The sequence below is a fragment of the Aquimarina sp. TRL1 genome (assembly GCF_013365535.1).
GTDB lineage: Bacteria > Bacteroidota > Bacteroidia > Flavobacteriales > Flavobacteriaceae > Aquimarina > Aquimarina hainanensis.
In genome coordinates this window covers 3,132,055-3,154,481 of the sequence record NZ_CP053590.1, presented here as the reverse complement: position 1 = coordinate 3,154,481, position 22,427 = coordinate 3,132,055, and the positions used below count along the sequence as shown (strand labels likewise).

The following is a 22,427-nucleotide window of genomic DNA, read 5'->3' as shown; positions in this document are numbered from 1 at the left end:
AAAAGCGTTAGCATCTTTAAATCTCACTTAGCATGCAAATTCTTTAGATTTCATGCTTTTTTGTAGTTTCTTTGCACTTAGAAAAGTTCAAGATTAATACAGCGAATTTGTGAATTACGTATCAGTAGAAAATATAGCAAAAGCATTTGGCGAACGTGTCTTATTTGAGAATATATCCTTTGGTATTAACGAAGGGCAAAAAATAGGTTTTGTCGCTAAAAACGGAACTGGAAAAACCTCCTTACTCAATATAGTTGCCGCAGGAGAATTGCCTGATAAAGGACAAGTCGTCTACAGAAAAAATCTAAAAGTTGCTTTTTTATCTCAGGAACCAGACCTCAACCCTGAATTAACTATTGAGCAAACCATATTTGCTGCAGACAATGACATTCTCAAAGTAATCAACAATTATGAAAATGCATTAAAAAACCCAGACGATCAGGAAGGATATCAAAAAGCTTTCGAACAGATGGATGCATTAAACGCCTGGGATTTTGAAACTCAATATAAGCAGGTACTTTTCAAATTAAAACTCGAACAATTAGACCGGAAAGTAGGTCTCTTATCCGGAGGACAAAAAAAGAGATTAGCACTAGCTAATATTCTACTGAGCAAGCCTGATCTCTTATATTTGGATGAACCTACCAACCATCTTGATCTGGAAATGATCGAATGGCTCGAAGAGTATTTTGCCAAAGAAAATTTCACCTTATTTATGGTGACTCATGATCGCTATTTCCTGGAAAATGTTTGTAATGAAATTGTAGAATTAGAAAACGGAAAACTATACAGCTACAAAGGAAACTACGCTTATTATCTGGACAATAAAGAAGCCAGAATAGCGAATGAAGACATTGCTACAGAAAAAGCAAAGCAACTATATAAAAAAGAACTGGAATGGATGCGTCGTCAGCCCAAAGCCAGAACTACCAAATCCAAATCCAGAATTGATGATTTTTTCGAGATAAAAAAACGAGCACATCAACGAAGAAATGATCATCAAATTCAATTAGAAATTAACATGGAACGTCTGGGAAGTAAAATCCTTGAACTTCATAAAGTTTCTAAAAAATTTGGAGATCTTGTTATTTTAGACCAATTCGAATATGTTTTCAAAAAAGGAGAGCGCATTGGAATTATTGGTAAAAACGGAACTGGGAAATCCACCTTTCTCAATATGCTTACCGGGACTCTCCCTCCTGATCAGGGAAAAATAATCGTAGGGGATACGGTAAAGTACGGATACTATACCCAAAAAGGAATCAACATCAAAGAAGGTCAAAAAGTAATTGATGTCATCCGAGAGTTTGGGGATTATATCCCTTTGAAAAAAGGACGACAGATATCAGCACAACAATTATTAGAGCGATTCCTTTTTGACAGAAAAAAGCAATATGATTTCGTCGAAAAACTAAGTGGTGGTGAACGCAAAAGACTCTATCTATGTACTGTCTTGATTCAAAATCCGAATTTTCTGATTTTGGATGAACCAACAAACGATTTGGACATTGTTACTCTTAATGTATTAGAAAACTTCTTACTGGATTTTCCCGGATGCCTGATTGTGGTATCACATGATCGCTATTTCATGGATAAGATTGTCGATCACTTATTCGTCTTCAGAGGTCAAGGGATTGTTCAGGATTTCCCAGGGAACTATACCGATTACAGAGTTTATGAAAATAGTAAATCCCCGGAGCAACCTTCTAAAGAAGAAATAAAAACTCCAAAAACAAAAAACAACTGGAAGAAAGATGCAAACTCCAAGTTGTCCTATAACGAACAAAAAGAATACAACAGAATAGAAAGAGATTTAAAAAAGTTAGAACTTCAGAAAAAGGAAATAGAAAATAAGTTTCTGGAAGAACACCTGGATACCGATACCATTCGCAAAGAATCTGAAAAACTAAAAGTAATCATCAATGATATTGAAGAGAAAGAAATGAGATGGTTAGAACTATCAGAAAAAATGGATTTATAAGTCCACTACATTTATATGTTTTTTAGGTTACAACACTATTTCCGGTTTATTCTCAGGTCTACCAATCAACATGGGGTACACTCCCCTTTTATTTATCAGCTGGTCACCCGATGTTTTTATGATAAAACCACACATGCATCATATGGAGCAATCGCTTCTTTATTTCGAAAAAGAAAACCGGCAAAGCTGACTATAAAAACCGCCCGATTACTAAACCGACTTCCACGTTTTCTAAGATGCAAAACAGTTCTGATCATAGAGGATTCCCCTATCATATCGACTATTGTAACTATAGAAAACACACTTACTGTCACGTCAGAAATCAACTCCGACGTGCACTATGACATGATTTGTGTCCATAGACAATCTGCTACTCCGCAACTATTAGATCAGCTCATTTCTAAAACTCATAATGATACCGTTTTACTTATAACTAATATACACCAGTCTTCCCAATCGATCGATCAGTGGCAACAACTAAAAACACATGCAAAAACAAGAGTAACAATAGAAACCTTTAATCTGGGATTTGTTTTTTTCAGGAAAGAACAGGCAAAAGAGGATTTTATAATACGAAAATAATTTTACCTTTATTCTGTTTATTGTTCAAATCAAATATAGAATAGTCACCATATGCAATTGAGTAATCAATTACTATTTTTCTTTAGTGCCCTTGGGGCATTTAACGGAATATTATTAGGTATTTATTTTATTGTATATGCCAGACCTAAAAAAATAGCTAACTATTTTTTAGGAGTTTTGTTACTCAGTCTCAGTATTAGGATTGGCAAGTCTATTTTTTATTATTTCAATCCCGAATTAGCCAAAATATATTTGCAAATAGGCTTATCGGCATGTTTCCTTATCGGACCTTCTTTATTTTTTTATGTCAAATCCATGCTTAACAATGGGGCTACCAAAATATATTGGGGATATCATTTTACCCCCATTTTGCTACTAATTATTCTTATGGGAATTCTATATCCATACGAGACATACCCTCGCCCATGGCAGACATATATATTCAAAATCATCTATTTGCAATGGCTGTTATATATTATTGCCACAGGATACATTTTAAGACATACTTTTTATTCTTTTCTCAAAAATACCCGAAAAAGTATTGATATTTGGATCATTAGTATTTACATTGGTAACATCCTTATCTGGGTTGCTTATAACACAACATCATACACTTCGTATATAGCAGGCGCTTTGTCTTTTTCTTTTATTATATACCTGTTTTTATTACTGACCTTTTTCTATAGAAAAAAACAATCTGTAATTACCAGGTCTCCTTTTATTAAATATGCTGATAAAAAAATAAGCAATAAAGAAGCTTCTATATTATTAGAAAAATTAGCGTGTCTTATGACTGAGGAGCAACTCTATAAAGATGCGAATTTAAAGCTTCCAGAAGTAGCAAAAAAACTACATATTATTCCTCATAAATTATCTCAATTAATCAATGATAATGCAGAAAAATCCTTCTCTTCGTATATCAATGAATACAGAATAAAGGAAGCAACACACCTATTAGAACATCAACCTAAACTGACAATAGAAGCTATTGGATATGAATGCGGCTTTAATTCCAAATCTACGTTTTATGCTACGTTTAAGAAAATAACCGGAATGACACCTGCCTCTTTTAGAAAAAACTTAGCCCCTTAAACCATACCTCACTAAAAAACAAATCATTACCCATAAAAAAAACATTACTAAATTATAAATCCGTACTACAGAATTATAATTTATTGATTAAAACAAGTTGTTAAGCAGTACCATTGTCGTAACAAAAAATAAACGATAATGAAAAATTACACATGCCTACTTCTTATGTCTTTCTTTTTCTATCTGAGTAATGCCCAGAGTGAGAAAGAAGAAATATATACCTGTTTACAACATTATATCCAGGGAACCTCGTACAATAACATCGAGCGTATCGCTGCTGCCTTTTATTCAGATGCAAACCTCTACCTCTCCGGAAAAGACAATGCTTTAAGGGTTGTCCCCTCAAAAAAATACATCTCCTGGTTTGACAATGATGCTCGCAAAGGGAAGTTTAACGGACGTATTGGGAACATCATTTCTATCGATCAAACAAACGACATCGCAACAGCCAAAGTAGAAATTCTAATTCCAGCAAAGAACATTCGTTTCACTGACTTGTTTTTATTAAAAAAACTGGATGGGCAATGGAAAATCATGAGTAAATCAGCGACTAAAGAAAACTCCAATAAACAAGGAGATCGCATCCTCTTTATTGTATCTAATGCAGATCATTACGGAACTTCTGATCTTTATACCGGAAACAGTTTTTCTGAAATTGTCAATGCTTATGAGGTATTTGCCAGCGAGGGGTATTCTATAGATTTCGTCAGTCCAGATGGAGGTCCCATTCCTGTTTCATACATCAATACTTCTATACCTATGTATAAAAAATACTTATATAACAGTGACTTCATGTATGCCCTGGGACACACAAAAAAACCGATAGAGATAGAAGCTTCTAACTATAAAGCGGTGTATTATGTAGGTGGGGGAAGTGCTATGTACGGAGTTCCTACCAATAAGGAGATTCAAAAAATAAGTATGCATGTTTATGAAGAACAGGGAGGGATTATTTCATCTGTATGTCATGGTACCGCAGGAATCGCCTACCTCAAAACAAAAGATGGAAAATACCTCGTATCAGGAAAACGAGTCAATGGATACCCTGATGACTACGAAAGAAAAGATGCTCCTTATTTCAAAGAGTTTCCTTTTCTGATCAAAAAGACTATCGAAAACCATGGGGGAATTTTTAAATTTTCCAAACGAAATACTCCTCATATCGAAGTGGATCAACGTCTGGTTACGGGTCAAAATGCGCAATCATCTACTGCTGTTGCTAAAAAAATAACAGAATTACTCAAAAAATCATAAATCAAAAAAAACAGCAAGTATGTACATACTTGCTGTTTCGCCATTATCTGAACTGTGAAGACACAAACGGATTCCTCTCTCAAGGGTAAAAGGGTATTTTGATTTTTACAAGAAAGTAAAAGAACAATCCTACTGTACTTCATAAACTGATGACCCCTCAGATCATAAGATCAATCAGTTTATCCCAATAGCTTATTATGGCATTCAGATAACATGCATTCACTATGTGCTATGGCTATTATTTCAAAAAGTAATCATCAACTCATCATTAGCAATGGTTATATTATCTAAACAATCTTACGAAAAGCCCTTTTCTTTTGTGATACTGCAGATCTTTAAGATCTAGTGGCTTTTCTTTTTCCTTATCCATAAAACAAACCTCCTCTATAAATTCATCATAGGTTTTTCCTTTTTCTTCCAGAAAACCGATTAAATATTTCTCAGAGACTTCTACACCACTTGCTTTCTCTATTGCCAGCAGTTTTTTATACAATTCTCTAACTAGCTGGATGGTTTTTCTTGGAGGTGCTTTTCTTCTGGCAAAAAGAGAATCAATCTCTCCATATTCATTACATTTCACTTCAAAATCGGTAATCACCCAGTAATAACGACCATCCTTAGCCAGGTTCTTTACCAATGCATGAATATTTTCTTTCTTTTTGAGACGTTCCCATAGCCATTTAAAAATAACTTTAGGCATATCGGGGTGTCTGATAATATTATGTGGTTTCCCAATCAATTCATGTTCTTCGTATCCACATATATTCATAAAATAATCATTCGCATACTCAATCGTTCCATGCGGATTTGTCTTGCTCATGATTGTTTCTTGTGGATCCAAAATAATCTCTTCATCCAATGGGGTTGGATATTTCATAGTTTCCATATCTTCTATCAGATTTTAATTAGTAGACTACAAAACTATGAGGAACATAGAGGAAGGACTATGACATAAATCATATTTAAGCAATATTAACAAATGAATATGCCATATTACCAAAACAAATCAGCACGATTCTTATAAAACACCTTCCTTCAAAAGAAAAAAAGAACAGAATGCAGTATACTAAAAGAAAAAAACTCCCTTTCTTTTTCCCTAAAAAATCGTTTAGTAATAAGTATCAGGTAAAACAAATTTCTTAATGCAATAGCATTCCAAAGTATCTTCCTTCTTTAAAAACGATTAAAAAACAGCAACTCACCAACTAATTAACAGACAGTTACACAAAAAAAACTCCCTTTTTGCATTATTTTTCCTAATAATTTTATTGTAAATATGTTTTCCGTTATCGTTAAAAAAACTTAAACTTTGTTAAACTTCAAAAAAAAGGTTTTTTCATTTTACACGGACACAAAAGACTATAATTCAACTATTTAAAAAAGTGTAACTCCCTTTATTTTTCTATAGCTCTCCCTTCCTAATTCCTTCTTTTTAATTTCTAAAAAACGAAAGGAGCTTAAGCCCAAACAAATGTTAAATAACTAACAAATAGCGAATTACAACATTTTTTATCCTCCTTTGATTCTATAATTTTATCTCAACATTAACCCCTTAAAAGTATTTTTTTCATGCACAAATCATTTATAAATTTCAAAAGCTGTATCTACCTTGCCTTACTAATGTGCTGGCAATATTCATTACATGCGCAAAAACAACCTGCTCAAAAACTGTACGACAGTCAACTTCAATCAAAAAAAGCAAAAGAGTCTCACCGGAGAGATAATGCAATCCAGCGGATGGAGTTCGAGTATGAAAGGTTAAAGAATCCACTAACCAATAAAATTCCTTCGAGTATCAGGAGCAAAGAACTTTCTTTCTCTTCAAAAATTCCTTCTGGAACAGACATACAAAAAATGATGTCTTCTTCCAAAACTAAAAATGGTCATTACTATTATTGGAAAAACAGAGGTCCCTATAATGTTGGAGGGCGAACCAGAGCATTAGCTATTGATAGAACCGATGAGAACATAATTCTGGCAGGAGGAGTCTCCGGAGGATTATGGAGATCTGTTGATAGTGGAAAAAACTGGAAAAAAGTCACCAGAATGGATCAATCTCCCAGTATTACTTGTATCACACAAGATCCCAGACCTGGAAAAGAACATATTTGGTATTATGCTTCTGGAGAAGCCCTAGGTAATTCTGCCAGAAAAGTTGGAGCTTTTTATGAAGGTGACGGAGTCTATAAATCTACAAATGGAGGAAAGAGCTGGTCGTTACTTCCTGCCACTTATGACAATGATATCACCCCTGGGACTTCTTTGTTTGAAATATCTTTTTCTATTATTGTTAGCCCTGTAAATGGTTATCTTTATGTAGCCACCGCAAAAGGGATTCTACGGTCAAAAGATGAAGGAAAAACTTTTGAAGAAATCCTTCCGATCGACCAAAACGGTCAGACAGATATTACAGTAAGTACTACAGGTCTTTTATATGCCTCTACTTCATCTGGTAATGGGGAGAATTCAGGCTTTTTCTCCTCTGATGATCATGGAGATACCTGGACTAATATCACCCCTGAAGGGTTCCCGGCTACCTATGGAAGATCCGTTATCGCTATTGCTCCTTCTCTAGAGTCCACTGTTTATTTTCTCTCTTTTGCGAATCAAAATAAGCCTCCATATATCCAGGCAGCTTTGTACAAATACCTTGCCGACAAAAAAAAATGGATTGATTATACACAAAACCTCCCTACTAATGGAGGGTTTGGTAGATTGGAGTTGTTTGGAGGATATAACATGGTTTTAAAAATCCACCCTACGAATCCAGAACTTATCTTTTTAGGAGGAACAGATCTATATCGATCAACGGATGGTTTTGCTACTCCGATTACCGATAAAGATTGGATTGGAGGATATAGCCCCATACTCGATCCTGATGATCCTACTTCCTCTTACATATATAAAAATCAACACCCGGATCAACACGCTCTTGTATTCTACCCTTCTAATCCCAATAAAGTATTATCAGGAAATGACGGAGGAGTACAGATTACACAGGATATCACGGCTACACATCAAGGATTTCCTGTAACCTGGACCTCCTTAAACAATGGATATATCACTACACAGCCCTATTTTATATCAATTAATCACCAAAGTAAAACGGATCACATCATAGCAGGTTTTCAGGATAACGGAACATGGTATACCAATACCAATACTCCCAAAACAGACTGGGAAGAGATTTTTGGAGGAGATGGAATGGATAATGCGTTTGCTGACAATGGCAAAACAAAATATATGTCTGTACAACGTGGAGGCGTATACAGGAAAACATATAATGACACAGGAAAACAAACCTCTGAAACCAATGTCAAACCTTCTTTTGCAGCTCCTTTTTCCGGATTATTTCACACTAAGTTTGCGCTTGACCCTAATAATGACAACATCATGTATCTACCTGTAAATAACATGATGTGGCGCAATAATAATCTAGACAAAATTCCACCTACAGATTATGCCAACAGAAATGGTACTCCGATCAACTGGAGTCCTATGAAACAAACAAAACTTCCACAAAATGAGCTTATTTCTGCGCTGTCGGTTTCTACATACCCTATTGCCAACCGGCTGTATTACGGAACAATCCATGGGAATATTTACCGCATAGACAATGCGAACCTGGATACTTATCAGGTTGTATCTGTTGGAGGAACAGATAAAGGACTCCCAACTGGATTCATCAACCACATTGCTGTTGATCCTTCTAATGCAGATCGTGTTATTGCTGTTTTCTCTAACTATGGTATTCCCAGTGTTTTTCTGTCAGATGATGCCGGTGATTCCTGGACAGATATCAGTGGTAACCTAGAAGAACACCCTGACGGCAGTGGAAATGGTCCTTCTGTTAGAGCAGCAGCTTTTTTTGGGAGCAGCGAACAGTCTTTTGGTCAGTATTTCCAAAAAATAATCGTAGCGACCAGTACAGGTTTATATTACAGCACTTATATAAATGGCAAAAACACCAAGTGGTTTAAAGAATCTTTCAGAATTGGAAATAATATAGCTGAGGATATTGAAGTTCGAAAAGATGGGTTGATTGCACTGGCGGTTCATGGAAATGGTGTATATAGCGCAAAACTCCCCATGATTTTTCCATTCCCTACCCCATCCTTAAAAGTGAATAAATTCCTGGAAAACCAAGTTGTGAACGGGATAGAAGACGGAACTATTGAGATAGACATTCAAGATGTATTCAAACATAGTCAGCAAAAACCAATCTCAATAAAAGTTAACAACTCTCATCCTGAGATTGTAAAAACAAAGCTGGTTGACAATACATTAACAATCACCTATACCAAAGATACTTTTGGAAAATCCAGCATTGAATTACACGCCTCTTCAGAAAAAGAAAAGACCACTACCGGATTCACAGTCAATGTAATTCCTTCAGGGATCTACGAACAAATTGATGCTCCGACATTCATAATATCGTCTAACTTTCATACAGATACCAATACATATACGCAATGTGCCGATGATTTGATCGTCCCGGAAGGAAGTAGCTGGAATATAGAAAAAGTTGTAGCTCATGGGTTCGGAACTGCTATAGAAGCTTCAAAAGTGACATTTGTCATATATGAAGACAACAATGGAGTTCCCGGAAAAGAAGTTATCAAACAAGACCTTACTGATTCTTCGTTTACTACAGAAGAAAGCAATATACACATCAACTTCTCAGAGCCTATTACTTTATCTTCTGGTCATTATTGGATATCTGTACAACCACATCTTAACTTTTATCCGTATTACCTGGAATGGAACTGGACAACACAAGAAGGCGGTATTGGGCACGAATCCAACTTCCGATCAAATATAGATCTATATGGAAGTGGTATTTTCCAGGAATGGACACCTGCCTCCATTGTTCTTGGGCAACAACCTCAAGACCACATCTTCCAATTATTCGGATCTGTAGAAGGAGATATCCCTAACAAGGAGAAACATCCACTAACTACTTTGAACAGTCAGTATGTCTGGCCTAATCCTTCTTCCAGTCAATTTGTTATTGATGTCCAAGGGTTGAGAAAACAAAAAAGAGCAACAAAAGCAAGTATTCAGATCTTCAATAGTTCAGGAAATGAAATTGCTACTTATAAAGATGTATACCTCAAGGAACGATGGACATGGGATGCCTCTAATGTAGCTCCTGGTATCTATATTATACAAATATCAGGAAATACATTCCAGGAACGTTTTAAAATAATAAAACGTTGATACATTAGCTTCGCTAAGCACCTAAAAGTGCTGACATAAGATGTCAGCACTTTTCTATTTTTTAGTACAAGTTGTATCTTTAGTGCTGACATTTTAATCCAGCCATATGAACCTGTTCTATAAAATAATCAATACTAACAACGTATCTTCTTTATGGTTTTTATTATTTTTTTTCCTCTTAAGTCACTGTACGGAGGTTCCTAAAAAACAAAAAGAGCAGTCCTCCTCTACTGTTACATTAGCTCCTAACCGATACAATGTCGCATTTTTAATCATGGATGGAACTTACAATACAGAATTGACGGCTCCATATGACATTTTCCAGCATACTATATTCAGGAAAAATATAAAACCGATGAATGTATTTACAGTGGCAAATACTCATGAACCTATTACAACTTTTGAAGGGATGCGATTACTCCCTGACTTTAATTACAGACAAGATACATTACCCCATATCGACATTCTGGTAATCCCCAGTGCTGAACATCATCTGGATACTGACTTAGATGATACGGATATGATTGATTTTGTAAAAAAAACTGCGGAGCAAGCTTCTTTTGTCACTTCGCATTGTGATGGAGCTTTTGTATTGGCACAAGCCGGATTATTAGATGGTAAGGTCGCTACCACTTTTCCTGGAGATATTGATACAATGCGTCAAAAATTCCCACATCTGGATATAAGAGAACAGGTGTTTTTTGTTCATGACGGAAAATATATCACCTCTTCCGGAGGAGCCAAAAGTTTTGAAGCTGCCTTATATCTTACAGAATATCTATATGGAACAGCAATTGCTAAATCATTAGCCAAGGGACTAGTCATCGATTGGAATTTGGATAAAATTCCTTATTTACTTATTAACAAGTAAGTAGTTTTTGATACAAAAAGAGAAACCTTTATTTACAGGGATTCCACGATGTTTTTGGAAGACATTCTTGTTATTATTACATTAAAACTCTCTATCTGTCTTAATAATAAAACGTTAAATCCTTCTAAAATAATAGAATCTTGCCTATATTTATAATGGAAATCATACCCCAACAGTGTTTTTATTTAAAAAACTAATAAACCTAAATGAAAAGACAAATAGTAAATTCCTTAATTAAAGGGGTAACCATATCCTGTATTCAAAGAACTCTGAATCAATTCTTTTCTGTACAGAAATATTCCTTATTACACCTACATGGCAACTGCTATATTCCCAAATCGTATAAAAGTTTCTTACTAGAAATTGGTATCCCTGTCAGCTCTGATGCCACGCTCTCTTTTTTCAAATCTAAAAACTCAAAAAACAAACAATACATATTGTACAAGAACCATTTGAAAAATCTGCAAGCTTTGTCAAAAACACCTGCTACATAGCTCCTGCAAAAGAATCAATATTCATCAATATACGATACACACTATTTATTTTTTTTAACACATTATGAAAGATTTACTCTTAAAATCAGCAAGAAAATTATCAAAATCCGAACAGAAACTCATTTGTGGAGGTATTCATAGAAACCGTTGTTCTGAATACAATGGTCCTATAGTGGTCACCTGTGCTCAATATCACAACCTCCCGGATATTTATAAAACATGTGTAATGGTTAGCGTAGATTGCTTTCCTTTATAATAAAGCCTGTTTCTATTTCATATATTATTGTATAAAAACCTAAGCCTGTTACTAATAACCTGTGATCTGCTTGTACCCCACAACCTGTATCCTCATAAACTGACGCCTTATACACTTTGCTAACTCTTGTATAATTTTTTGCATTACGGTTTTCCGTAAGAAAAAATGAACAGCAAGTTATAGCTTAGTAATAATAACTATTAGATAAAAAGATTGCGCAGTAGTATTATTTCTGAAACGATTGATGCTATTGATAGAAAAAAATCGTCTATATGGATACATCAGAATTAAATGATTTTAAAGAATTTGTAAAATCCACTCTAGGAGAAACTGCTCATAAAAGCGGAACACTATTATACAGTCATGCCCGCTCCTTGAAAAAGGGGAAGTTTCTTATGATTGGGCTTAATCCCGGAGGAGATCCTCATGCGATTCCTACTACTATTTTGGAATCTTTAACACACTTTGAAACCGATAACTACCGTCCCTATGTGGCAGATTGGGAAAACGGAAAAACACATCGGTTCAAAAAAAATCTCGAAACCATTGGTAAAATCCTAAACATGGATCTTCAGGAATTATGCATTACCCACCTGTTTATGTATCGAACATATAATAAGCCTAAAATTGATAAAATCGAATTGGAAAAATCATTGGCCATTATAGATCGAATTATAAAAATTGTAGATCCGGAAATTATCATCACTTTCGGGAAGCTCACCTTCGAAAAAATAAAAGAACATTATTACAACAGAAACTATTCTGTCATCGATACACATGATGAAAGTAGTGGTCAGGGAAGATGGGTTATTAAGAGTTCCTATGCATTTGGAATCAATAAGGTTAAATTTATTGGATTACCCCACCTGAACACCTATACGATTTATAACAAACCTAGCAAAATCGCATGGCTGGAAAAACAGGTAGAAACAGAAAACACCTATAACATAGAAAACTAATCAACTCTCAATGCTACCTCCCAATCACCCCTACCCTAACACGATATAGTATATTACAGATTTTTTTTCATACCTATTTTATTATTTAATTGACTTTTTCTGTAGTATACTATATCTATTTTACTGTATCGCGTTTCCTCGGAAAATACCTTTTCTTCTCTTTTTCAAACCTATACAGTTTTTTCTGACATAACAACCATTATATTTTATAAAAAAAACTTAAAGAAATTCCTACATCCAATAAGATAGACACCTGACCTCTATCGATACAATACATCATTAGATCGAAAAAAGTCATTTTTTATTGATTCCTTCTTATAAATAAAGTATTTTTAGCTTACGTTCTTTATTCCTTGTTTATCGGATGTGTTCTTTCCTTAAAAAAAGTGAAATGTACACTTCTTTTATGTAGTACAGCTATTGATATGATTACATTCGATATGCTTAATGAATGATCGATATGGTATACGCATACATATCAATAGTAAAGAGCCACTTCTGAAAAACAAAAGAACATACTATAGGTGAATGTTTACCCCTCTATAAACGCGCATATCTATAGTATAAAAAAGATGGCATCGTATGCACAATTGCCAAAACAATATAATGTTAACCCTTTTTTAAATACTATTATTTATGTCTTTTTATTCCAGATTAGAAATTGACGGCAAAGAGATTGTTATTCTCAATTGTTCGATAGATATTGCTCAAGACAGTGATGTAACCGGTCGACCTTCTGCCAGACCAATTGCCGGACAGTTTACCATTCGATTACAGGTAGACCGCCAAACAGATGATATGCTTGCACAATGGGCTTTATCTCCTAATGAACATAAAAGAGGAAAAATTACTTTTATAAAAAGTAATTCCATGTCTGTAGAGCAAAACATCGAATTTAATGAAGCGTACTGCCTGCGTTACAACAAAAATTTTGACGCAGAAGATGAAACACCTATGTCTGTGAGTTTACACATTAGTGCCAAAGGAATTAAAATTGGTGCAAATGATGAGCATGTCAATAATTGGCCAAGTGCATAATAACTGTATTAGCCAAAACACTTAAAACCTCTTCTCTATAGAAAGGTTCACCAAGAATTTTACACACATCATTGAATGACAAACACGTGAAAACATCTATAGAATTACAACAAGCAAACATTCAATTACGTACTATTTTAAGAGGTACGATAAAGCGATCATTGAACAATAGTTTAGAAAATCAGCGAGAGGTTGATTTGACACGTAAAAAATTAAAAGGCAGCCTTCGCGCTGCCCATTCTCATGCTTTATTCCAAATTCAAACAACATATAAAAATTTATTTTATAGCAAACGAGACCTAAGCAATTATATCTCTTCCTATTTCACCAATACTGTTGATAAGGAAATCCAATGGTTCTTTAATAATAAGACAAAAAAAAATCAATCTTCTGTATCTAAACCAGAGGATGATTATCGGCTTAATAAAGATGGATCTATTGAATTGATAAAAACTACTAATGACAATTTTGATAGACTGCTTGATTCTGAATCTGTACAAATTGGCACTGTTAACAAAGGTTTTTTATCAGATGGTTTAAATATTCGAAACAAAGGACTCTATCTAGATGTTTTAAACAAAAAAGATTTTCATTCTTATATAAATCTAATCTCTGATTTATCTATTGCTGTAGATAAAGAAATTGGTGGGTTTATATTTGATGATTATAAAAATTTCGACAATATTTATATCACTCCGTATAAAGAAAACAAATTCAATTCCGCTCCCTCCCTTGTCTCTTTTATTAATAATGGAAAGAACTTTATTAATAGAAATATATATAAGATAGGATATAATTTTGAAAGAGCTAATAGTTGGTTTCATACACACCCTGGAATTATACACGCAGGATATGGAAATGCTAGACCTTCTCAAGGAGATATAAATTTCACAAAAAAAGTTGGAGTTCCTGGGGTTATCTTAGGAGGTTGGAACGATTTAGGGTTTATACGAAAAAACGGAAAATATGATATTTGGAAAAATTAACAAACCTCTACTAGTTAGTGCATTACACATCATAGTCTTAGTTTTTTCTTCTTGTATTGAGGCTCCTTCTACTGAAAAAGAAGACATAAAGTTTAGAAAAAAAAAGAAAGTACTTCAGATAATACCCGAAAAGCTACATGACTTAATGAAGCAAAAAGCGGAGCTTTACATCAAAGAAATGAGAAAAAAGCTAGACACTCCCTTATATGTAAATGTATTACTCAAAAAAGAAAACAAGGAAACTTATGAATTTTCGATATATGTTTTTGATAAACTTTTAAAAGATGATCAAATACCTTATGATTTTTCCATCTTTAACTATAATGGAAAGAATGTAATTTATTTCTATAATGAATCTGAGACAAACACTAACAAAGAGCATGTTTTAAAAAAACTAAAGCAAAACAACCTCATAAAAGATGATAATATTGTTTTAGCATCTGAAAACACAAATAGGTTAAATGATTTTATTGCATGGAACTGTTTTGTTTGTAAAGTAGATATCAATAAAATTAATATTATCAAATCCCCTTATGTACTAGAAGAGAAAGAAAAACCAAATAATGTTTGTAAGTGAAGTTTGATTATTCTCTCTAAAAAAGGAATCTAGTAATTTTAGGCGATTAATTATTGATGAGATTCTTTCACCATATCAATTTTTGATTTTATAAGTTTTGTATGAATATTTTAAAAGAATGATTTTTATAAACACTACTATAATGATTTAATGAACTCATGGGATTTTGGTCCTGAATGGAAATTTACACGTGAAGTAATTAAAAATAAAAATAGTTTTGATATTAGGGATTATAGTCATACCTAATACATTATTTAATCCTGAACAATCAACAAAGCAGAAAATTTTAAACCCAATAAAAACACCACTATATCAACACATTACTACCCTAAAAAAGACACTAAATTTATTCCAAAATTCCCATTTGGTCTTAAATTTTAAATGATGAAAACCATAGTTTATATATTTTTAGCAATCTTTCTCTTAGGCTGTGCCAATACTGATAATAATACGGAAGCAATACACAGAATTAAATCTGGTAATTTTAGGGTATTTAAGAACATTATGATTCAAGCTAGAAATCATCAAAAAGATAAGCCAATAGCCTATTTCTTCACTAAAGAAATAAATAAAAAGAAATTTTTACTCCCTAACTTATCTTTATTCAATTGTAAATTAAACGACTCCACATGTTTTAAAAAACATACAAATAAGAAATTCGATATAGATGGTTTTATAAAAGCCAGTAATATCAAAAACAATAATGATGTGTACCAGTACACCCATAACTTCATCAAAGAGGTTATTACGGAATATGAAAAAACTGGGGTGCAAAAAATAATCAGCAATAGTGATATTGGGAATTGTATTATTTTTTATCTCAATGAAAAATATTTTTTAGCTTATGTACCAGAGATCAGTAATGTATATAACGTATTCTGGAAAAATAGCTTTAATGATAAAAACAAAATAGATAAATATTGGTATTCAGGATCTATTCCCGCAACTTCTAATCATAAACAATGAGTATTAAAATAGTTATGTATGCTCCCTCTATAAAACATTAATATTATCAAATCCTCTTATGTACTAGAAGAGAAAGAAAAACCGAATAATGTTTGTAGATAAAAGTTCCCTTAGAGCTGGTATATTTTTATGAGAATAAAAAGCGCCCTCACTACCATAAAAAAACACCAAAGATGTATTCCAGGGCAACACCTATCATAAGGCTATGACCATATCTATAAGTTTAAACCAATAACAGTTACGCTTTTTTGGTCTGCTGATAATTTAGTATCTTCAGCCTATGACATACCTCATAAAAAAAGGAGCTCCAAGAACGATGTATATATTCATTCTTACTGGAGTATTTTTAATCATAGCTTTTGGCTATAAATCATACAATTCACTGGCTGACGATCAATTTATAACTGAATTCCCAGGAGATTGGGACAAACCGTTGGGTATTGTCATAGGTTTTTTTTTACTCATTCGATCTACATCGTTTATCCCTAAGGCCCGGAAACTCTTTATCTCGATTACACCGGATAAAATTGTATACCGAACAAAAAATACTGATGCGATCCGTACTGTTTTGCTTCCTGACATCAAAAAAACACATGCAACAGCTGATACCGTTTTCTTTAAAACCAACAACGAAAAAACCCATGCTATTGACCTAAGTCAAGTTAGGGAAGAGGAAAGAAAAAAAGCAATTCGAAATTCCTTACTCGAAGCAGGAAATAGAAAGTAGTTATTTTCCTCTACATACTAGAGCCTTTCTAAACTACTTTTTACTGGTTCTCATCAAAAAATAACTTCACCTGTATTGAAATTCGAATAAGCAAGTATCATACGTACATTACTTTTTGTAAGAAACCTCTCCTTTCTGATAAGTTTTCATTACCTTCACTCAAATAGGTCCCATTATGGGATTGCTACTTATTTTTAACCTCTCTTACTAATAAAATACCATGGCAGGCGAAACAAATTTATCCGTACTAATAAAAGATATGACTCCTGTGCTCCATCCGGGAGAATATGTATTCACCACTACGACAGTACCAATTCCTATCAATGAAGATAGCATTATATCAAAATTCAAAGAAGCAGAAGGAACTACCTTGGTTATCGAGAGACAAAAAGCGGATGCACTAGGATTAACTTACGACTACGTTGCTTCCTGGATTACATTAAACATTCACTCTTCATTAGATGCTGTGGGACTTACCGCTTTATTTTCTAACGAGCTGGCCAAACATCAAATCAGCTGTAATGTAATAGCTGCCTATTATCACGATCATATTTTTGTCCATAAAAATGATGCGCAGAAAGCAATAAAAGTCCTTCGTGCACTTAGCAAAACCCCTTTACAAAATTAGATCTATTGCAACTGGTACATAATTTCACAATCATCCGATAAATATGAAAAAAACACTAGTTCTTATAACACTACTCTTTTCTTGTCAAATGACCGATCAATTTCCTCATTGGAAAGCCTATAAACAACTTATCAAAGAACGTTTCCCAAAACTGGCAGACCAGTTACACCCGGGAGTCAGCAAACAACAACTTACAGATTTCGAACATAAATTTGACATTACTCTTCCTCCTGCGTTCAAAAAATTCTATCAATTACATAATGGAGAAAAAGAAGGAACAGGCTACATCCGACGCCTATCACTATTATCTCTGGAACAAATTGATAAAGAACTAAGTACTACCCGAAAGATGTGGGAAACTAATGAAACCTTTAACCTGTCATGGTATGATCCAATCGTTCCTGAAGGAGCTATCAAAAAAATGTATTACAATCCGAAATGGATTCCTTTTATCTCCGATCAAACAGGAAATTTTATAGCAATTGATTTAGATCCGGGTCCTCGTGGAATTATCGGGCAAATTATTAACTACGGAGCCGATGAAGATTATCATTATGTATTAGGAAATGATATCAACCTCTTTTTTAAGTTGGTCAATAAACATATGATTGACGAGAATGTTTCTCCGCAAAACCTGAGAGACCTGGCACACCTGACCGATTACTTAAAAAAAATGATTGACAATAAGTAATTAACTATATCCAATTTCTATCATTAACAACATCAATGCAAGAGACATGAAGCCTTTTTAGCATATAAATGTTAATTCACAACAAGCTTCTCCATATTTACACCTCTATAATCAAGCAAAAAAACCGATAATAAAAGCTTTTACTAGTAGGAAACAACAGACTATCGTTAAGGAAATCCCAATAATAGGTTAATATCTCATAATCATGTTTTTACTTTGATAAAAGCGTTTACATTTGTTCCCAGAAATACTGTTACAGTATTCAAAAAGCTCTTAATAATCAACCGTATATATCAGAAATTTTCCCCCTTTCTGATACTACCCCTACTTATCCATATAGTATTCTAGAAAAAGATCGTGATCTCGTATCACGATTTTTTTCTGTTACGTATATCTGATAAAAAAGTAATGTCCCAAGCATTTCGGAAAATAAGTAAAGGGATATAATTCAGAAACTACCTGATGTCGTTTTTTTACAATACTCGAAGGGTTTCTAAAATTACTTTTGTTGCTGCAAACAAAATAAGACTAAAAAAGCAAGATGAAAAAAACAATTGTTGCCAGATTAGATGTAGAAAAGAAACATCGAGTGTCATTTTTATCACATGCAGCCATCATGGTAGAACAAAGTAATGCAGAAGCCGGGTCACTTACCTATCGCTTATTCGAAGAAGTAGGGATTGATGGACGCTTTATTGTCTATGAAGAGTATGTAGATCAACAAGCTGTAGACGCTCACAATGCATCAACACATTTTAACACTTTTATTAATAAGATTACAGAGATGCTCTCATCAGCTCCTGTCATCGAAGTATTTTAATTAAAAAAAATGAACCTAAAAGGAAAAAATGCCCTGATTACAGGAGCAGGAAAAGGAATAGGAAAAGCGATAGCCATCGCTTTAGCCAAAGAAGGAGTCAATGTAGCCTTACTAGCCAGAACAGCTACTGATCTAAAAAAAGTAGCCGAGGAAGCAGCAACACATGGAGTACAAACCGTGATTGCCACGGCGGATATTTCTTCATTAGAAGAGGTTACTGCCGCTGCCGAAACAGTTTATAAAACATTCACTTCGATTGATATCCTGATTAATAATGCCGGAATTGGTCGATTTGGTAATTTTCTGGAGATGCCTCCTGAAGACTGGCAACAAGTAATCAATATCAACCTATTGGGAACTTATCATGTGACTCGCACTTTCTTAGCTAATATGATTGCTCAAAAAAGCGGGGATATCATTAATATTTCTTCTACTGCAGGCTTAAAAGGAGCCGCTGTCACAAGTGCTTATAGCGCTTCCAAGTTTGGAGTAATCGGTCTTACAGAATCACTTATGCAAGAAGTAAGAAAACACAATATCAGAGTTACAGCACTTACTCCAAGTACAGTGGCTACAGATATGGCACTGGATTTAAACCTTACTGATGGGAACCCGGAAAAAGTAATGCAACCGGAAGATATAGCCGAACTGGTACTAGCACATCTACAATTAAACAGACGTGTATTTATCAACACAGCAGGAATCTGGTCTACAAATCCATAATATTACTAATAGATATATCCTACAATGCATCAGGAAACTTTCTTATAATAAGAAAAGGGACTGGTGCATTATAGTAGCCCAAAAAGACTTTGTATTTTTGCATCCAGATTAATTTTACTTTTGAAAAAAACACATTACAAACCCACTCCATTATTAGTTCCGTATATAGATCGCTTCTATGTATGGGAATATACTAATGGCAAAACTTTTGAAATGCCAGAGGTTTTAGCCGGTACTGGGCTTGAAATTATTTTTCATCTGGGCGAACCCTATACAATCGCTCATAATACACTCCAGAAAGCGCATACCTTCTGTCCTAGAAAAAAAACGCGAATTGATGCCAATTCACATGTTCATTTTCTTTCCATTCGTTTTAAAAGCGGTACATTCAGACATTTTTGTGACATTCCGTTCAAACTCCTTAATGACGCATATCTATCTACAGAAGATATCTGGGGAAAAGAAGCAGTATTACTACAGGAAAAAATAGATACTTCTATAGATATCACCGCTAAAATACAAGCCATAGAATCTTTTTTATTATTGCAACTTATAAAACATCGGCAAAAAGAGACGATTGATTGGGATGCTATTATACACCACCTTTATAAAAATGTTCAGTCAAACACTTTAGAAACAACTTCTTCCAAAGCAGGAATCAGCTTTCGTCATTTTGAGCGATGCTTCGGTAGTCGGTTTGGGATTTCTCCTAAAAAATTTCATCGTATTGCCCGATTCCAGACAACTATAAAAAAATTATTATTAAATCATACTACCGACTACCTGCAGACTGCACTTACCTATGGCTACTATGACCAAAGCCATTTCATAAGAGAATGTAAGGTTTTTACAGGACAAACTCCCGTTGAATATCTGCAAACAAAAAAAGCTAGACACCATTTTTATTACAAAAGTATCTGATCTGTTTCTAAGTATTTTTTTCTTAAAAAAATACCGTACAAGTAGTTATGGATTATTCCTTATAAAACAATTAAACGATTACGGTTTCCCATAATACTATTTGGTTATAAAATTCTATTTTCGCAGCAAATCCTCTATTGGATATCCCTAGGTATAAAGGGATGCCTTATATATTGTAACCAATCAATCTTAACTATATATTACACACTAAAAAACAACCCGAAATATATCTTCTGTAAACAATAAATTCCGTTTGAGATATTACAGGGCTTGTTTTTGTATTAGGGGCATAGATATGTATCAGCCCTGAATCACCTAGTAAAGAAAAGCTATTTTATACTGCCTATAAAGTAGCTTTTCTCTTCAAAAAACAACAAAAATCCATAGGTAGATTATGAAATCTGACGTTTTTGGTTATTAATGCCAATTATTCGCACACATCCCTCCTCAGTATGCCCTGGGGGAACTCCATAATAACACGCTCACACCAACTTCTTAACACAAGATTATCAGACACTTACAAATAAGTAAAATAACCTATTTTCTTTTACTAAAAAATAACATATCTTTCTAATATACAATAACATAACTATAAAAAGAGTTATAAATAGACCTAGTAACGACTTCGGGGGAGATTCCTCGAAACATTAAAATTTTACTGAATGAATCAAAACGATACCTAACTAAATTTGTGTATAAAAAACTTATCGTTTTTCTGATACACTACTTAACTCTAAAACCTATACCCTCATGAAAAAGAAAATGATCACAGTATTGTGCATGGTGTTCGTAGGGATACAAACAAATGCACTTATCGCAACATCAAATAGCTGTATAGACATCAAATCAACCTCAGCTGTTTGTAGCAACACTACGTTTGAAGAAGGAGTACATTACAAAGAATTGTCGTTACCTAAATCCACCATTCCGGAACTAAAACATTTTTTTTCGTTTTTTGATGACCGCTGCTACCAGTTTCAGCCATTACTAAAAAGCCTGGAAAAAGAAATTCCCTCAGAAGTAACCGTTAATAAAATTCCTGTCGCTTCTAAAAAAGGAAATAAAGCATATTATCTCAGTAAGGCATATGTTATAGCGATGAGTTTTGACATAACCGAAAAAATTGTTCCTCGTATTTTTGATCTCATTCATAAAAAGGAACAAGAACTGAAAGAGTCTGCTATCCGTCAACTTTTTATAGATGCCGGAATTGATCCAAGAGATTACGATGCTGCTTATACCAGTTTTGGAACTGATTCCATGGTTAGTAATTTTAATGAATCCTTCAAGGAAGCTGGATTAACTATGGTTCCTAATTTCTTAGTAAATAATAAATACCTTGTTTTATACTCGAATCTCAATTCCGAGGAAGAATACCTCAACCTGATAAAATTCTTATTAAACAAATAATTCCGCGGAATATGCTCAAATGTGTATTCCATGTCATAAAAAAAGTACCATATAACAAACCATCACTTTTTATTAATGGGTGATGGTTCTTTTTTTTACATAACGGGATACCCTTAACCTATTTACTCCTTACCCATTATCTCTGAAAAAAAGCTTTTTTTTCACATTTTTTTAAGTTCGAAAAACAAAGAAAGGCATTGTTATTGATACTGAAATTCAATAACGAAACTA

General features: G+C 33.9%; 19 protein-coding genes. 18 read left to right on the top strand and 1 reads right to left on the bottom strand.

Features of this window, described 5'->3' with window-relative positions; genetic code table 11:
- Nucleotides 1-109 precede the first annotated feature (109 nt).
- The 4 genes from HN014_RS12740 (at nucleotide 110) to HN014_RS12725 (ending at nucleotide 4,909) form a co-directional block, all read left to right on the top strand.
- Nucleotides 110-1,981 carry an ABC-F family ATP-binding cassette domain-containing protein gene (locus HN014_RS12740; protein ID WP_176029242.1) on the top strand — a complete coding sequence of 624 codons (1,872 nt, stop codon included), beginning with the start codon at nucleotides 110-112 and terminating at the stop codon, nucleotides 1,979-1,981.
- A gap of 15 nt (nucleotides 1,982-1,996) precedes the next feature.
- Nucleotides 1,997-2,563 (top strand): hypothetical protein, encoded by a 567-nt coding sequence (locus tag HN014_RS12735; protein WP_176029241.1) that lies wholly within the window; start codon nucleotides 1,997-1,999, stop codon nucleotides 2,561-2,563.
- A gap of 51 nt (nucleotides 2,564-2,614) precedes the next feature.
- Nucleotides 2,615-3,655: an AraC family transcriptional regulator gene (locus HN014_RS12730; protein WP_176029240.1), complete on the top strand. Its 1,041-nt coding sequence runs from the start codon at nucleotides 2,615-2,617 to the stop codon at nucleotides 3,653-3,655.
- 138 nt (nucleotides 3,656-3,793) lie between these two features.
- Entirely contained in the window at nucleotides 3,794-4,909 is a 1,116-nt protein-coding gene (locus HN014_RS12725; RefSeq protein ID WP_176029239.1) for a nuclear transport factor 2 family protein, read from the top strand.
- Nucleotides 4,910-5,192: 283 nt separating this feature from the next.
- On the opposite strand, the gene HN014_RS12720 is transcribed toward HN014_RS12725, so the two are convergent.
- Nucleotides 5,193-5,795 carry a PAS domain-containing protein gene (locus HN014_RS12720; protein WP_217704329.1) on the bottom strand — a complete coding sequence of 201 codons (603 nt, stop codon included), beginning with the start codon at nucleotides 5,793-5,795 and terminating at the stop codon, nucleotides 5,193-5,195.
- A 683-nt stretch (nucleotides 5,796-6,478) separates the two neighbouring features.
- Between HN014_RS12720 and HN014_RS12715 the strand changes: the two genes are divergently transcribed.
- The 14 genes from HN014_RS12715 to HN014_RS12650 all read left to right on the top strand — a co-directional run bounded on the left by HN014_RS12715 (nucleotide 6,479) and on the right by HN014_RS12650 (nucleotide 22,196).
- The gene (locus HN014_RS12715; protein WP_176029238.1) at nucleotides 6,479-10,129 is read left to right on the top strand and encodes a T9SS type A sorting domain-containing protein; all 3,651 of its coding nucleotides are present in this window, start codon (nucleotides 6,479-6,481) and stop codon (nucleotides 10,127-10,129) included.
- A 106-nt stretch (nucleotides 10,130-10,235) separates the two neighbouring features.
- The gene (locus HN014_RS12710) at nucleotides 10,236-11,000 is read left to right on the top strand and encodes a DJ-1/PfpI family protein (protein WP_176029237.1); all 765 of its coding nucleotides are present in this window, start codon (nucleotides 10,236-10,238) and stop codon (nucleotides 10,998-11,000) included.
- Between the two features lie 1,022 nt (nucleotides 11,001-12,022).
- The gene (locus tag HN014_RS12705) at nucleotides 12,023-12,709 is read left to right on the top strand and encodes a hypothetical protein (protein WP_176029236.1); all 687 of its coding nucleotides are present in this window, start codon (nucleotides 12,023-12,025) and stop codon (nucleotides 12,707-12,709) included.
- A gap of 636 nt (nucleotides 12,710-13,345) precedes the next feature.
- Nucleotides 13,346-13,747 (top strand): type VI secretion system tube protein TssD, encoded by a 402-nt coding sequence (gene tssD, locus HN014_RS12700; RefSeq protein WP_176029235.1) that lies wholly within the window; start codon nucleotides 13,346-13,348, stop codon nucleotides 13,745-13,747.
- Between the two features lie 86 nt (nucleotides 13,748-13,833).
- Nucleotides 13,834-14,733, top strand: coding sequence for a hypothetical protein (locus HN014_RS12695; RefSeq protein ID WP_176029234.1), 900 nt, complete (start codon nucleotides 13,834-13,836; stop codon nucleotides 14,731-14,733).
- The gene (locus HN014_RS12690; protein ID WP_176029233.1) at nucleotides 14,714-15,310 is read left to right on the top strand and encodes a hypothetical protein; all 597 of its coding nucleotides are present in this window, start codon (nucleotides 14,714-14,716) and stop codon (nucleotides 15,308-15,310) included. Before HN014_RS12695 ends, HN014_RS12690 begins: the two co-directional genes overlap by 20 nt.
- A 504-nt stretch (nucleotides 15,311-15,814) precedes the next feature.
- Entirely contained in the window at nucleotides 15,815-16,276 is a 462-nt protein-coding gene (locus tag HN014_RS12685; RefSeq protein WP_176029232.1) for a hypothetical protein, read from the top strand.
- 280 nt (nucleotides 16,277-16,556) lie between these two features.
- A complete protein-coding gene (locus tag HN014_RS12680; RefSeq protein ID WP_176029231.1) occupies nucleotides 16,557-17,003 on the top strand; it encodes a hypothetical protein in 447 nt (148 codons plus the stop codon).
- A 220-nt stretch (nucleotides 17,004-17,223) separates the two neighbouring features.
- Nucleotides 17,224-17,631 (top strand): ACT domain-containing protein, encoded by a 408-nt coding sequence (locus HN014_RS12675; RefSeq protein WP_176029230.1) that lies wholly within the window; start codon nucleotides 17,224-17,226, stop codon nucleotides 17,629-17,631.
- Nucleotides 17,632-17,674: 43 nt separating this feature from the next.
- Nucleotides 17,675-18,322, top strand: coding sequence for an SMI1/KNR4 family protein (locus tag HN014_RS12670; protein ID WP_176029229.1), 648 nt, complete (start codon nucleotides 17,675-17,677; stop codon nucleotides 18,320-18,322).
- 541 nt (nucleotides 18,323-18,863) lie between these two features.
- Nucleotides 18,864-19,142 (top strand): putative quinol monooxygenase, encoded by a 279-nt coding sequence (locus HN014_RS12665; RefSeq protein ID WP_176029228.1) that lies wholly within the window; start codon nucleotides 18,864-18,866, stop codon nucleotides 19,140-19,142.
- A 9-nt stretch (nucleotides 19,143-19,151) separates the two neighbouring features.
- Nucleotides 19,152-19,865 (top strand): 3-ketoacyl-ACP reductase, encoded by a 714-nt coding sequence (locus HN014_RS12660; protein WP_176029227.1) that lies wholly within the window; start codon nucleotides 19,152-19,154, stop codon nucleotides 19,863-19,865.
- 120 nt (nucleotides 19,866-19,985) lie between these two features.
- The gene (locus tag HN014_RS12655) at nucleotides 19,986-20,786 is read left to right on the top strand and encodes an AraC family transcriptional regulator (RefSeq protein WP_176029226.1); all 801 of its coding nucleotides are present in this window, start codon (nucleotides 19,986-19,988) and stop codon (nucleotides 20,784-20,786) included.
- Nucleotides 20,787-21,536: 750 nt separating this feature from the next.
- Nucleotides 21,537-22,196, top strand: a complete 660-nt coding sequence (locus HN014_RS12650) for a thiol:disulfide interchange protein DsbA/DsbL (RefSeq protein WP_176029225.1) — start codon at nucleotides 21,537-21,539, stop codon at nucleotides 22,194-22,196.
- Nucleotides 22,197-22,427 lie beyond the last annotated feature (231 nt).

Coding starts and splice junctions, on each gene's coding strand:
- HN014_RS12735 (WP_176029241.1), top strand. CDS start 1,997: ATGTTTTTTAGGTTACAACACTATTTCCGGTTTATTCTCAGGTCTACC.
- HN014_RS12730 (WP_176029240.1), top strand. CDS start 2,615: ATGCAATTGAGTAATCAATTACTATTTTTCTTTAGTGCCCTTGGGGCA.
- HN014_RS12725 (WP_176029239.1), top strand. CDS start 3,794: ATGAAAAATTACACATGCCTACTTCTTATGTCTTTCTTTTTCTATCTG.
- HN014_RS12720 (WP_217704329.1), bottom strand. CDS start 5,795: ATGGAAACTATGAAATATCCAACCCCATTGGATGAAGAGATTATTTTG.
- HN014_RS12715 (WP_176029238.1), top strand. CDS start 6,479: ATGCACAAATCATTTATAAATTTCAAAAGCTGTATCTACCTTGCCTTA.
- HN014_RS12710 (WP_176029237.1), top strand. CDS start 10,236: ATGAACCTGTTCTATAAAATAATCAATACTAACAACGTATCTTCTTTA.
- HN014_RS12705 (WP_176029236.1), top strand. CDS start 12,023: ATGGATACATCAGAATTAAATGATTTTAAAGAATTTGTAAAATCCACT.
- tssD (WP_176029235.1), top strand. CDS start 13,346: ATGTCTTTTTATTCCAGATTAGAAATTGACGGCAAAGAGATTGTTATT.
- HN014_RS12690 (WP_176029233.1), top strand. CDS start 14,714: ATGATATTTGGAAAAATTAACAAACCTCTACTAGTTAGTGCATTACAC.
- HN014_RS12685 (WP_176029232.1), top strand. CDS start 15,815: ATGATTCAAGCTAGAAATCATCAAAAAGATAAGCCAATAGCCTATTTC.
- HN014_RS12680 (WP_176029231.1), top strand. CDS start 16,557: ATGACATACCTCATAAAAAAAGGAGCTCCAAGAACGATGTATATATTC.
- HN014_RS12675 (WP_176029230.1), top strand. CDS start 17,224: ATGGCAGGCGAAACAAATTTATCCGTACTAATAAAAGATATGACTCCT.
- HN014_RS12670 (WP_176029229.1), top strand. CDS start 17,675: ATGAAAAAAACACTAGTTCTTATAACACTACTCTTTTCTTGTCAAATG.
- HN014_RS12665 (WP_176029228.1), top strand. CDS start 18,864: ATGAAAAAAACAATTGTTGCCAGATTAGATGTAGAAAAGAAACATCGA.
- HN014_RS12660 (WP_176029227.1), top strand. CDS start 19,152: ATGAACCTAAAAGGAAAAAATGCCCTGATTACAGGAGCAGGAAAAGGA.
- HN014_RS12650 (WP_176029225.1), top strand. CDS start 21,537: ATGAAAAAGAAAATGATCACAGTATTGTGCATGGTGTTCGTAGGGATA.